This window comes from Methanocaldococcus villosus KIN24-T80 (genome assembly GCF_000371805.1).
Lineage (GTDB): Archaea > AGJL01 > Methanococci > Methanococcales > Methanocaldococcaceae > Methanocaldococcus > Methanocaldococcus villosus.
Window position 1 is genome coordinate 543,862 of the sequence record NZ_AQUK01000001.1, and the last position, 13,837, is coordinate 557,698.

Genomic DNA, 13,837 nt, shown 5'->3' on the forward strand with positions numbered 1-13,837 from the left:
ATTATTTTCTATATTTTGGGTGATACTTCATTATTAACTCCTTATCTACTCTCTTAAGTTCCTCTTCTGGGAGAATAGCTAACAGTTCCCATAATAAATCCAATGTTTCCTCTATACTTCTATCTTCATCTTTTCCTTGATTGACAAATCTTTTCTCAAACTCATCTGCAAACTTTAAATATGCCTTATCTCTTTCTGTTAAAGCCTCTTCTCCAACAACTGCAACTAAATCTCTTAAGCTTCTACCTTCTGCATAAGCTGCATAAGCTTGATTAACAACCTTTTTATGATCTTCCCTTGTCTTTCCTGGACCTTGACCACTTCCTGCAAGTCTTGATAGTGATGGTAAGACATCAATTGGTGGATATATCCCTTTTCTATGTAACTCTCTTGATAAAACTATCTGCCCCTCTGTAATATATCCAGTTAAATCTGGTATTGGGTGGGTTATATCATCATCAGGCATAGTTAATATTGGTATTTGTGTTATTGTACCTTTCTTACCTTTAGCTCTTCCTGCCCTCTCATAGAGGGTAGCTAAGTCAGTATACATATATCCAGGATATCCTCTTCTTCCTGGAACTTCATTCCTTGCAGCAGCTATTTCTCTTAAAGCTTCACAGTAATTAGTCATGTCAGTTAATATAACAAGAACATGCATGTCTTTTTCAAAAGCTAAATATTCAGCAACAGTTAAAGCTATTCTTGGGGTTAATATTCTTTCTATAGCAGGATCACTGGCTAGGTTTATAAAGACTACAGCCTTTTCTAATGCTCCGGTTCTTCTAAACTCTTCCATAAAGAAATTAGCTTCCTCTGAAGTAATTCCCATAGCTGCAAATACTACAGCAAATTTTTCTCCTTCCCCTCTAACTTTAGCCTGTCTTGCTATTTGAACAGCTAATTGATTATGTGGCAAACCAGATCCAGAGAATATTGGAAGCTTTTGTCCTCTAACTAATGTGTTCATCCCATCAATAGTTGAAATCCCTGTTTGTATAAAATCACTTGGATATTTCCTGGAAACAGGATTTAATGGATATCCATTAATATCTAACTCTTTTTCTGGAACAATCTCTGGTCCTCCATCTATTGGCTTACCTCTTCCATTAAATATTCTACCAAGCATTTCTATAGAAACTCCTATCTTAGCTGTTCTTCCAGTAAATCTTACCTTTGTATTTTTTGTATTTAATCCAGTAGTACCTTCAAATACTTGAACTACAGCTAATCCCTCTCTAGCCTCTAAAACCTGACCCATTCTTTTTTCTCCACTTGGAGTAATAACTTCTACTATCTCTCCATAAGCTGCTCCTTCAACACCTTCAACTATTAATAATGGCCCTGCAACACTTTTAACAGAAGTATATTCAACAGCAGACATTGCCACAACAATCACCTCAAAAAATTTAGTTTAATGAAGAGAGCTGCTCTTTAACTTTATTTAATATCTCATTAGCTTTAACATTTATAAACTCATCATGTGGCATATATTTCATTCTAGCTATCTCTTGTTTTACAGGCACAGAAATTATTTTCTTAGGCTCTACTCCTCTTTCAACAGCTTTTAAAGCTTCTTCATAGAATGTCATAATTATTTTTAACATTAAGTATTGTTTCTTAGGTGGACAGTATGTATCTACTTCATCAAAAGCATCTTGCTGTAAGAAATCTTCTCTTAACATCCTTGCTACTTCTAAGATAACTCTTTCCCTATCTGGTAAAGCATCAGGACCAACTAACTGTACAATCTCTTGTAATTCAGCTTCTTTTTGTAGCAGACTCATAGCTGTATCTCTCAATAATCTCCAATCATTACCCACATTTTTATGCCACCAATCAGTAACTTCATCAACATATAAAGAATAACTTAATAACCAATTAATTGCTGGGAAGTGTCTTCTCCTTGCCAGATTTGCATCTAATGCCCAAAATACTTTAACAATTCTTAATGTGTTGGATGTAACTGGCTCAGAAAAGTCTCCTCCTGGTGGAGATACCGCTCCAACAATAGAAACGAAACCTTCTCTATTATCTTGCCCTAAACAAATAACTCTTCCAGCTCTCTCATAGAACTGTGCTAATCTAGAAGCTAAGTAAGCAGGATATCCTTCTTCTCCAGGCATCTCTTCCAATCTACCAGAAATTTCTCTCATAGCTTCTGCCCATCTTGATGTAGAATCTGCTGTTAATAAAACCCCATAACCCATATCTCTGAAGTATTCAGCAATTGTTATTCCTGTATAGACTGATGCTTCTCTTGCAGCAACAGGCATGTTTGATGTGTTAGCAATTAACACAGTTCTATCCATTAATTTATTTCCTGTTCTAATATCTTCTAAGTGTGGAAACTCTTCAATAACTTCTGTCATTTCATTTCCTCTCTCTCCACAACCAATATAAACTACAACATCTGCATCAGACCATTTAGCCAGTTGGTGCTGAGTGACTGTTTTACCACTTCCAAATGGTCCAGGAATTGCTGCTGTACCTCCTTTTGCTATTGGGAAGAATGTATCTTCTACTCTTTGCCCAGTAATCATTGGAATTCTTGGTGGTAATTTTTCTTTATATGGTCTTGGTTTTCTTACAGGCCATTTTTGCATCATTTTTATCTCTTCTTCTCCATTTTCAGTTTCTATAATTGCTACTGTTTCATCAACAGTGAATTTACCTTCTTTTATTTCAATAACTTTTCCCCTAATTCCAATAGGAACTAGTATTTTATGTTTTATAGATGGTGTTTCATCAACTATTCCTAATATATCTCCTTCTTCTACATATGCTCCTTCATTTACAATAGGTTTAAACTCCCACTTAATATCTCTTGGTAATGCAGGAACATCTACTCCTCTTGGAATAAATATAGAACCTGTCTTCTCTTCAATAGCTGTTAGTGGCCTTTGAATACCATCATACATTGCTTTTAACATTCCAGGCCCTAATTCTACTGAAAGTGGAGCTCCTGTCCCAATAACAGGTTCTCCTGGTTTAACTCCAGTGGTTTCTTCATAAACTTGTATTGTTACTCTATCTCCATGTAATTGGATTATTTCTCCAGTTAGTTTCTCTTCTCCTACTTTAACAACTTCATACATTTGAGCTCCTTTCATTCCTTCAGCAACAACAACAGGTCCTGCAATTTTTACAATTTTTCCTTTCATTTTTTCACCATATTTATTTTTTAACAACTCCAATAGCTTTTCTTATTAATTCTTTTATTGGATCCTCTCTTCTCAATTTTCCATTCTTGTCAGGAATTTCAACAATAACTTTATTAATATTTCTTATCTTATCTTTAATTTTTTCTGATATTCTTTCAGTTATTATTATAAATGCTATCTCCTCCTTATTATTAAGATCATTTAAAATATCTATAGCCTCATCATCATTCTTTACTTCATAAACTTCAGATAATCCCGCCAATCTAAATCCAATAGCTGTTTCTCTATCTCCAATAACAGCAATTTTCATTTAATCACCTTATAAATATATAAGGAAGTTTTTAATTTCCTCAGCTTTCATATTTTCCATTTTACCTTTAATTATAGCTTTTAAATTTTTAATCTCCAATTCTTTACTAACAATTAACCCAATTATTGGCCCAATGCCAAAAGGCTTTCTTAATGACAATTTTTTACCTAATTCTAATAAATACTTATCTAAGATCTTTTCAAACACATAAATGGACTTCTCCCTGTTATATTCATCCATACATTCAGAAAGAATTTCAGCATATTTTGTACCTTCCAATCCACCTAAGACAGCTTCTATATTTGTAGCATTAGCCAAATCTTTTAATTTCCACTCAGCCAACTCATAGCCAGATGTTAAGTATTTAACAACTTCTTCTCCACTTAAACCATCAGCTTTAGTTTTTAATATAACTTTTAAATTCTCTATATCAATCATTCTACCAATAAACTCTCTAAATGTATCTTCCTCTTTACCCTCAATCATCATAACTCTTTTTAAGCTATTTAAATAATATTTATCCAACGCTAACTCCAAATATATAATATTTTTTGTATGTTCATATTCAGTTAAAGCTTCTTGCAATACTTTAAAATATTCTGTCCCTTCTAAACCTCTAATAACTTCTTCAACTGTTTTAACTTCTGATAGCTCTCTTAATTTCTCTTTTGGAATATTCCCAAATGGCAATAACAGATCTGATATCTCTTCAGCATCTAAATTAATATTTTTAGCTCTAATAAGTGTTTTTATATTCTTAATATCAAACTTCTTCATAAATATTTTTAAAACCTGTTTAGCCTTATTTGGAGCAATATCATATAAGAATTTATAGAGATTAGCTAAATATAAATCAAATGCTTTTTCAATAAATATAGGATCTTTTCCAGAAACTTTTGATATATATTCTGAATAATCTGTATCCTCTAAAATACCTATCAACTCATCAAAACTTTGAGCTTCTAATATTTCATTAATCTTATTTCTATCCAATAACCTAGCTTCCCTACTTCTTACCCTTGCATTTACATAGGCATATGGGGCTAAATCAATTACCATCTTTGTAATCCATACAATTACAGTAAGAACAATAATAACAATAGCTGCCATTAATAATATAGTTAAAAACTCCATACTGCCCACCTAAAAATTTTTAGCTAAATAATATTTCCATAACTTTAGATCTTATATTAGGTAAGTTTCTATCAAATATTGCCTCTAAGCTGTTATCTAAAACCTTAAATCCATCAGAAGACTCTAATATACATCCACCTATTATATTTACAGGTTTTCCTTTTTTTAAAATAGTAACTTTTCCTGTCATATCTTCAATTGTTTTTTCTAAATTCCATAGTACTTGTGCATCTATTAATTTATCATCTCTCTCATTTAACCTAACTAATATCTCTCCACCTCCTAAAGCAATAGCCCCATCCATTATAAGTTTTATTAGCTTCTCCTTATATTCATTACTTTCAGGATATTTCAATAAATCTTCTCTTAGCTTTACAATAGCTTTTTCTATAAGCTCTTCTTTTGTTTTTAATATCATTTTTTTAGCTTCTAATTTTGCCTCAGCAATAATTCTATTTTTTATCATTTCAGCTTCTTTCTCTCCCTTTTTTAATATCTGCTCCTTCCTTCTTTCAGCTTCTTTCTTAGCCTCTTCTAATATTTTTTTTCTTTCTTCTTCCGCTTCAGCTATAATTTTTCTTACTTCATTTTTAGCATCTTCTAATATCTTCTCTTTTATTTTTTCAATGCCCAATTAGATCACCTAAAAAATTTTAATTTAAACCATGAGCATGATAAGTATAGCAATTAGCAAACCAAAGATAGCAAATGTCTCTGGCATAACAGCTAAAACTAAACCTTTACCCATAGCATCTGGATCTCTTGCTGTTGCACCAATAGCTCCTGCTGCAGTAATCCCCTGACCAATACCAGAGAGTCCTGCAAAACCAACTGCAAATCCTGCACCAAGAGCGGCAATCTCCTTAGCCCCTGCTCCAGAGAATACCCCTACTAATAATAAGATAGCCACTAAAAGCCCATAAATTGCCTGTGTCTCTGGCAAGACAGAGAAAACCATTGCCTTACCAAACATTCCACTATCTTCAGCAACTGCCCCCAAACCTGCTGAAGAAGCTATACCTTGCCCAATAGCTGAAAGCCCAGCTAAACCAACAGCTAAACCTGCTCCAAACATTGCCCAAGCAGGAGCTGTTTTAAAGACGAACAATATCAAGATAGCTATTAAGAAACCATAAAGCCCCTGTGTCTGTGGAAGAGCTTGAAAGACTATAGCTGTACCAAACTTATTTGGATCCTCTGCTATAACTCCTGCACCACTAGCCCCTGTTATTCCTGCACCAATACCAGACCCCAAACCAGCTAAACCAACAGCTAAACCTGCTCCTATAGCTCCTAATAATAGTGGATTGCTAGCAATTTGTGATAGTATATCCATAATTTCACCTCATTTATATTGTTGTGTATTCTCTTTGAGCTTTAAATGGTTTAAACTTTTTCCCTCCACCTTCATAAAATTGACTGAAGAATTCTACATAATGCAACCTTAGGGAGTGTATAAATGCCCCTAAACCATTCATAACAAAGTTGAATATATGTCCTATAAATAGGACAATTATAGTTAATATTATCCCTAATATTGGAACAGCTCCTCCAATTAGTTTAGCCATAATATTAACAGCCATTGCCAATCCTCCAGTAGCCAAACAAAGAGCTAAAAGTCTAGCATATGACAGAACATTTCCTAAAAATCCAGTTATATCTAAAGCTCCTAATAAAGCCCCCATCAACCCATTTTCTTTAAACCCTTTTATAGCACACATTATTATAACTATAATTAGAGCTATTAATATTATAGCAGGAATCTTGTATATTGGCATTATTGGGAATAGTAATCCAATTACTAATGCTATTATAAGGAACAACCAAATTCCTTGGTGGAATATTGCATCTCCTATTTTACCTTTTTTGATATTTTCTATGAATCCTACTAACAACCCTATAAACAGGTGTAAAACCCCTACAGCAATTGCAAATGTTAATATCATTATAGGCCCATTACCACCTAATGGATTTACTAAAGCTAAACCTTCTTTATAGATATCTATTTTTAAAAATTCCCATAGGAAATCTCCTAAATAACCACCTGTTATAATTCCCATAATTATGGTAGATATTCCTGCTAAGGTTAATATATATCCTAAATTTCTAGCACCTTCACTAACTTTCCCTATCCTTTTCCAAACCCACAATCCTACAATTGTTAGTAAAAACCCATAAACTGCATCAGTTAGCATAATTCCATAGAAGAGGAGAAAACCAGGAACAATTAGAAGGGTTGGATCAACTTCATTATACTTTGGCATAGCATACATTTCAGTGAGCATTTCAAAGGGCTTAATGGGTTTTGGATTATCAAGCATAACAGGAATTCTCTCCTCAGGTTCATCAGGATCAGTAATTTCAACAAAGCAAAATCCATTAGAAGATTTTTCAATAATATCTTTTGCTTTCTTAGCATATTTTTCTGGTACCCAAGCTTCTAAGTAGTAAGTTCTTTCAGTTTTACCAAAGTGATTATAAACTTCTCCTCTCTCTTTTTCAATTGTTAGAAGTTCATGAACAACTAAAAGTTCCTTCTCATACTTATTAGCTAAATTTCTAATTTCTCTAACAATATTTTCTTTCTCCTTCTCTATATTATTTAATTCCCTCTCAATATTTGCTAATACATCTTTAACATATCCTTCAGCTTTTATATCATATCTTTCAAACTCAAACTTTCTAAGCTCACTTAAAACTGTATCTAAATACTCTTTTAATGTTATAAACACTATAGGAACTCTTTGCTTTCCTTCTTTTTCAAAAACTTCTCCAGAGAATACTTCCACATATCCATCTGTAACTTTTTCTAAATTCTCTTTTAATTCATCTAATTTTTCTTTTGGAACATTCCCAGCTCCTATATAAGCAAATGCTCCTTCCCCTAAATATTTTAAATCAAAATCTAATCCTTTTAAATATGATATTTGTTCTTTTAATTGAATCATCTTAGATTTCTTATTTTCTATTTCATTTAACTTATTAGCTAAAGGATCTGCCTCTTTACTTATCTCATCTAAAACCTTTTTAGCATAGTCTAATACTTCTTTATATGTTTTAAAATTCACCTTCTTTTTTTCTGGAGGTTCAGGATTCAACAATTCTTTTATTGAGCTTTTTTCTTCTTTAACACTGGAAAATAGATCCAAAAGTCTACTGGATTTTATTAACATTACCATAACATCTCTAACATAATCAGCAGAATGTGAAACTGATAAAAGATTTTTCCATTCTGAATTTTCTAATTTTTCAGAAATATCACAAATCTCTACCAAACCATGATCATGTAATGCCCTTACAACATCATCAACCTTCTCATCCAATATCACCATCTTTAGCTTCTTCATTCTTACTGGTTTCAATAGTATCACCTTTTAAATCTCTAAAACATCAGAGAGTTTCAATGAGAATATTCTTGCTTTTGCTATTGAAATTAATTCTTCAACTTTTTGTTCAGCTTCATCTTTTATTTTTTTGGCTATATCATTCCCTTCTTCTTCAGCCTTTTTTATCTTCTCTTCAACAATATTTTTAGCTTCTTCTTCAGCAGATTTAATTATCATCTTTCCTTCTTCTATAGCCTCCAATTTAATTTCTTCAGCCCTCTTTTTAGCTGTTTCAATTTCTTTTATAGCATTTTCTTCAGCAAGCCTAACTTCTTTTATGGCTTCCATAACATTCATTATTCCACCTAAATTATGAACTATTTTTTATCCTTTTAGTAAATAATATATAAAACTTTTGGATAAATAACCTTCTGTTCTAATCCTTTTTATAGCAAGCTTTTTAAATAACTTTATTTAATTAATTAAATATGGTGATAGCATGGAGAGTGAAAAAATAACAATAAGTGTTATAAAGGCAGATGTTGGAGGTCTTTGTGGTCATACTATAGCTCCAGATGAGTTGTTAGAGGCATGTGAATCTGTTTTAGAGAAAGCAGTTGATGAAATAATATTAGATTATTATGTAACAAGATGTGGAGATGATATTGATTTAATTATGAGCCATAAATTAGGATGTGATAATGAGAAAGTCCATGGTTTAGCTTGGAATGCTTTTGAAGAAGCTACAAAAGTTGCTAAAGAATTAAAATTATATGGTGCTGGACAGGATTTATTAGCTGATAGTTTTTCAGGAAATGTTAGAGGTCTTGGACCTGGAGTTGCTGAAATGGAATTTGTTGAAAGAAAAAGTGAGCCAATAGTAGTTTTCTGCTGTGACAAAACTGATCCAACAGCATTTAACTATCCACTATTTAAGATGTTTGCTGATCCATTTAACACAGCAGGCTTAGTATTTGACCCATCAATGATTTCAGGTTTTAGATTTGAAGTACATGATGTAATTGAACATAAGAAAGTATTATTAGATTGCCCAGAAGAGATGTATATGTTATTAGCTTTAATCGGAGATTACGAAAAGTATGCAATAAAAAGAATATACAGAAGAAAAGATGGAGAGATTGCTGCAGTTGTTAGTACAGAGAAGATAAATTTCATAGCAGGGGAATATGTTGGTAAAGATGACCCTGTTGCTATTGTAAGAGCACAAAGTGGATTTCCAGCAGTTGGAGAAGTTTTAGAACCATTTGCTAATCCACACTTTGTTCCAGGATGGATGAGAGGTTCTCATTGGGGGCCATTAATGCCAGTAGGAGAGGATGATGCAATACCTACAAGATTTGATGGACCACCAAGAATTGTTGCACTAGGTTTCCAAGTTTGTAATGGTATGTTAATAGGACCAAATGATCTATTTGCTGATAAAGGATTTGATAAAGCGAGAGAAAAAGCTTTAGAAATGGCTGATATTATAAGAAGAATGGGACCATTCCAACCACACAGATTACCTGCTACAATGATGGAATATACAACTGTACCTAAGGTGTTAAAGGCATTAGAAGATAGATTTATTCCATTAGAAGGTTTAGAATTAATAGAAGAAGGAGGAAAAGAAGAGAAAAAAGAGTAAATATTTAATTATTCTTTTTTTATTTTTAATAAATAAAGTTTTCTTTATTTTATTTAAAACTGTTTTTATTATGAAAAAACTTTTATATTTGTTAAAAAAATCTATCATTATTAATAATGACAAATTTGTGATATGATGTTAAAGGATATAATAAAAATCTTGGAAAAAGTGGGAAAGATAGAAATAGAAAATGTAAAGATAACAGCTGAAGAGATTATTATAAACATTCCTCAATCCCCACCAATAACAATTCCACAAACTCCTGCTATTAAACAGAGTTTAGCTGAAGAAGGGTTAATAGAGCCTCCTGAAGTAGATTTTGAATTACCTATAGAAAAATATTCTGGAAGGATTAGGGAAGTGCAGTTTGGTAAACCTAAAAGTGAGGGAGGTAGAGGAAAAGTTGTTAAAATTGGAGGGCAAACAAGTTTGTATAGATTTGAAGCCCCTTATCCAAATCCACCAGCTATAACTTTTGATATCTTTGATATGCCTATGCCTGGGCTTCCTAAGCCTATAAGAGAATTTTTTGAAGATGTTATGGAAGATCCATGTGATTGGGCTAGAAAGTGTGTTAAAGAGTTTGGAGCAGATATGATCACTATACACCACATATCAACAGATCCAAAAATAAAAGACAAATCTCCAAAAGAAGCTGCTAAGCTTATGGAAGATTTGATGCAAGCAGTTGATGTACCATTTGTTATTGGAGGTAGTGGAAATCCTGAAAAAGACCCTCATGTATTGGCAGCATGTGCAGAAGTTTGTGAAGGAGATAGATGTTTATTGGCTTCAGCTAATTTAGAGTTAGACTATAGGAAGATTGTTGAAGCAGCTATGAAATATGATCACAATGTTCTTGCTTGGAGTATTATGGATCCAAACATGGCTAAAGAGTTGAATAGAAAATTAATAGAAGCTGGTTTAGATCCTAATAGGATTGTTATGGATCCTACCACATGTGCTCTTGGATATGGGATAGAATTCTCTATTAATGCCATAACAAGGCTAAGAATAGAAGGTTTAAAAGGAAATGAGCTTTGTAACATGCCTATGTCATCAGGGACTACTAATGCTATTGGTGCTAGGGAGGCTTGGATGAAAAATCCTGAATGGGGAGACAGAAGATATAGACTTCCCTTATGGGAAATAACTACAGGAATTACAATGCTAATGAGTGGTGTAGATTTATTTATGATGCTAAATCCAATAGCAGTTAGGATATTAAAAGATATTGGAAGAAAATTAACAACAAAACCTAAAAAGATTATGGCGGATTATGATTGGATTTATAGGTGAATGGAATGAAGAAAGTTAATGCAATGGATATCTATAAATTATTACCAAAAACAAACTGTAAAAAATGTGGGTATCCATCATGTATGGCTTTTGCTACAAAACTTTTAGAAAGAGAGGCCAATATTGACCAATGTCCTATTTTAAATACTCCAAAATTTGAAAAGAATAAAAAAAAGATATTAGAACTAATTTCTCCACCAGTTAAGGAAGTATGGTTTGGAAATAATGAGAGAAAGGCTGTATTAGGTGGAGAAGAAGTAATGTATAGATTCCAATTAACATTTTTTAATCCAACAGCTATAGGTATTGATATATCTGATAATCTTCCAGAAGAAGAAATAAAAAGAAGGGCTAAGGAAATTGAAGATTTTGTCTTTGAAAGAACTGGAGAAAAATTAAGGTTAGATTTTATAGCAATAAGAAATGCATCCAGAGATAAAGATAAATTTATTAATGCTATAAAAATTGTTGAAGAAAATACAAAAATGCCAATTTGTTTAGTTTCTTTGGACCCAAAAATTATAGAAGAAGCTTTAAAAGTTGTAAAATCTAAAGTTATGGTTTATGCAGCTACAAAAGATAACTTAGATGAAATGATAAAGGTTATTAAAAGATCTAAAAAAGATGTAGTTTTAGTTTTATCATCTTCTGATGTGAAAGATTTAAAGAATATGGCAAACAAATGTTTAGCTAATGGAATAGAAGATCTTGTACTTGAACCTACCACATATCCAGAAAACATTATTGAAACATTAGACTTAAATGTTATCATTAGAAGAGCTGCAATAGAAAGAGAGGATAAACTGTTAGGGTTTCCAATACTTAACTTGCCCATTGTAGCATACTACTATGCATTAAACAATTCCACACCAATAGATAATTTCTTTGATGATAAAGAAATAGTGGCTAAGATTTTTGAATCAAGCATAGCAAGCACATTAATAAATAGATATGCTGATGCTTTAATTATGCATTCTACAGACATTTGGGCATTAATGCCAGTTTTAACATTAAGACAGTGTATATACACTGACCCAAGAAAACCACAGGCTGTTGAGCCAGGATTGTATGTGATAGGAAATCCTGATGAGAATAGCCCTGTCATATTAACAACAAACTTTTCTTTAACATTCTATACTGTTGTTGGAGACTTTGAAAAAGATAAAGTAAATTGCTGGCTTTTAGTCATGGATACTGGAGGTAGAGCAGTTGATGTTTCCGTAGCTGGTGGGCAATATAATGGAGAGAATGCTAAAAAATTAATTGAAGAAACAAAAATAGCTGAGAAGGTAAATCATAGGATAATAATTCTACCTGCCTTAGCTGCATCAACAAGAGGAGATATTGAAGATAAAACAGGTTGGACTTGTGTAGTAGGAACAAGAGACTCTTCTCAGGTAGGGGAGTTCTTAAGAAAGAATTGGGATAGGATTTTAAATGAATGGAGAAAAAAGCATGGTAAGGCTTAAATGAAAAAACTTTTTTATACTTTTTTATCATAAATTTATAATATATTATTTAAATTTTAATTTAACTATTTAAATATTTTATAGTGGGATCATGAAAATAGCTATGGTTACATGGGAATATCCTCCAAAGATCGTGGGTGGGTTAGCTATACACTGTAAGGGGTTAGCTGAAGCTTTGGTGAAGTTGGGTCATGAAGTAGATATAATAACAGCTGATCATCATTTACCAGAATATGAAAATATTAGAGGAGTTAATGTTTATAGAGTAAGACCTCTAACACACAGCCATTTTTTAACTTATGCAATTCTTATGGCTGAAGAAATGGAAAAGAAAATTGGAATTTTAAAAAGAGATTATGATGTTGTACACTGTCATGATTGGATGACACATTTTGTAGGGGCTAATTTAAAGCATGTTGTTAATATGCCATATGTTCAATCCATCCATAGCACTGAACAGGGGAGATGTGGAGGAATACATTCAGAGGATTCAAGAACAATAGCAGGAATTGAATATCTTTCCACATATGAAGCCTGTCAAGTTATTACTGTGAGTAAATCCCTAAAAGATGAAATCTGTTATATATACAATGTTCCTGAGGATAAAGTAAGAGTTATTTATAATGGCATAAATCCTGAAGAGTTTGATATTGAAATTAGTGAAGAAGAGAGGTTAGCTATAAGAAGAAATATTGGAGTTTATGACCATGAAATCATGATTCTCTATGTGGGAAGATTAACCTATCAGAAAGGTGTTGAGTATCTAATAAGAGCCATGCCCATAATATTAAGTAAATTTCCAAATGCAAAATTAGTTATAGCTGGAAATGGAGATATGAGAGGATATTTGGAAGATCTAAGTTATAGAGTTGGTGTTAGAGATAGAGTAATATTTTTAGGTTTCGTTGGTGGAGATTTTTTACCAAAATTATATAAGGCTTCAGATATTGTTGTTATCCCGTCAATATATGAGCCCTTTGGAATAGTAGCTTTAGAGGCCATGGCTGCTGGAAAACCTGTTGTAGCTACTTCAGTTGGTGGATTGAGAGAGATTATTAAACATGAGTATAATGGTATATGGGTTTATCCCTATAATCCTGAATCTATAGCTTGGGGTGTAGAAAGAGTTTTATCTGATGAGGGATTAAGAAAATATATAATTAACAATGCTAAAAAAGAAGTCTATGAGAAATACAGTTGGATGAATATAGCTAAAGAGACCGTTAAGGTTTATGAAACTGCAATAAATATGATGAGGTAATAAACATGGAAAACATGTGGGCAAAAATTGGAGAAACTGCTGGTGCAATATATAATTTATTAAAAGAAAAAGGAGACATGAGTTTATCAAAATTAGAGAATAGTTTAAGAAAAAAAGGATATAATTCAAATATTATAAAGATGGCTGTTGGATGGTTAGCAAGGGAAGATAATGTAGAGGTTTTAAAAGATGATAGAAAATGGATAATTAAATTAAAAAAGTGAGA

At 32.3% G+C, this 13,837-nt stretch carries 13 protein-coding genes; 5 read left to right on the forward strand and 8 right to left on the reverse strand.

Translation table 11 applies throughout. The features are described from left to right. Position 1 precedes the first annotated feature (1 nt). The 8 genes from METVI_RS0103210 to METVI_RS0103245 are packed head-to-tail and all read right to left on the reverse strand — an operon-like array spanning position 2 to position 8,291. A complete protein-coding gene (locus tag METVI_RS0103210) occupies positions 2-1,384 on the reverse strand; it encodes an ATP synthase subunit B (protein ID WP_004591802.1) in 1,383 nt (460 codons plus the stop codon). A 25-nt stretch (positions 1,385-1,409) separates the two neighbouring features. Beyond that, positions 1,410-3,164, reverse strand: a complete 1,755-nt coding sequence (locus METVI_RS0103215) for an ATP synthase subunit A (RefSeq protein ID WP_004591800.1) — start codon at positions 3,162-3,164, stop codon at positions 1,410-1,412. Positions 3,165-3,177: 13 nt separating this feature from the next. After that, on the reverse strand, positions 3,178-3,474 hold the full coding sequence (locus tag METVI_RS0103220) for a V-type ATP synthase subunit F (protein WP_004591798.1): 297 nt from the start codon (positions 3,472-3,474) through the stop codon (positions 3,178-3,180). A gap of 9 nt (positions 3,475-3,483) precedes the next feature. Further along, positions 3,484-4,608 (reverse strand): V-type ATP synthase subunit C, encoded by a 1,125-nt coding sequence (locus METVI_RS0103225; protein WP_004591796.1) that lies wholly within the window; start codon positions 4,606-4,608, stop codon positions 3,484-3,486. 19 nt (positions 4,609-4,627) lie between these two features. Continuing rightward, on the reverse strand, positions 4,628-5,242 hold the full coding sequence (locus METVI_RS0103230; protein WP_004591794.1) for a V-type ATP synthase subunit E: 615 nt from the start codon (positions 5,240-5,242) through the stop codon (positions 4,628-4,630). A 24-nt stretch (positions 5,243-5,266) separates the two neighbouring features. Next, positions 5,267-5,944, reverse strand: a complete 678-nt coding sequence (locus tag METVI_RS0103235) for a V-type ATP synthase subunit K (protein WP_004591792.1) — start codon at positions 5,942-5,944, stop codon at positions 5,267-5,269. Between the two features lie 13 nt (positions 5,945-5,957). Then, a complete protein-coding gene (locus tag METVI_RS0103240; protein WP_017981028.1) occupies positions 5,958-7,970 on the reverse strand; it encodes a V-type ATP synthase subunit I in 2,013 nt (670 codons plus the stop codon). A 12-nt stretch (positions 7,971-7,982) separates the two neighbouring features. After that, complete coding sequence (locus METVI_RS0103245) at positions 7,983-8,291, reverse strand: ATP synthase subunit B family protein (RefSeq protein WP_004591786.1); 309 nt, start codon at positions 8,289-8,291, stop codon at positions 7,983-7,985. Positions 8,292-8,433: 142 nt separating this feature from the next. On the opposite strand from METVI_RS0103245, the gene fbp reads away from it, so the two are divergent. The 5 genes from fbp (at position 8,434) to METVI_RS0103270 (ending at position 13,835) form a co-directional block, all read left to right on the forward strand. Continuing rightward, entirely contained in the window at positions 8,434-9,582 is a 1,149-nt protein-coding gene (gene fbp / locus METVI_RS0103250; protein WP_004591783.1) for a fructose-1,6-bisphosphate aldolase/phosphatase, read from the forward strand. A gap of 132 nt (positions 9,583-9,714) precedes the next feature. Continuing rightward, positions 9,715-10,881 carry a CO dehydrogenase/acetyl-CoA synthase subunit delta gene (gene cdhD / locus METVI_RS0103255; protein WP_026152873.1) on the forward strand — a complete coding sequence of 389 codons (1,167 nt, stop codon included), beginning with the start codon at positions 9,715-9,717 and terminating at the stop codon, positions 10,879-10,881. Between the two features lie 5 nt (positions 10,882-10,886). Next, on the forward strand, positions 10,887-12,350 hold the full coding sequence (acsC, locus tag METVI_RS0103260) for an acetyl-CoA decarbonylase/synthase complex subunit gamma (protein ID WP_017981029.1): 1,464 nt from the start codon (positions 10,887-10,889) through the stop codon (positions 12,348-12,350). A 91-nt stretch (positions 12,351-12,441) separates the two neighbouring features. Further along, positions 12,442-13,611: a glycosyltransferase family 4 protein gene (locus METVI_RS0103265; protein ID WP_004591780.1), complete on the forward strand. Its 1,170-nt coding sequence runs from the start codon at positions 12,442-12,444 to the stop codon at positions 13,609-13,611. Between the two features lie 5 nt (positions 13,612-13,616). Next, entirely contained in the window at positions 13,617-13,835 is a 219-nt protein-coding gene (locus METVI_RS0103270) for a winged helix-turn-helix domain-containing protein (protein ID WP_017981030.1), read from the forward strand. Positions 13,836-13,837 lie beyond the last annotated feature (2 nt).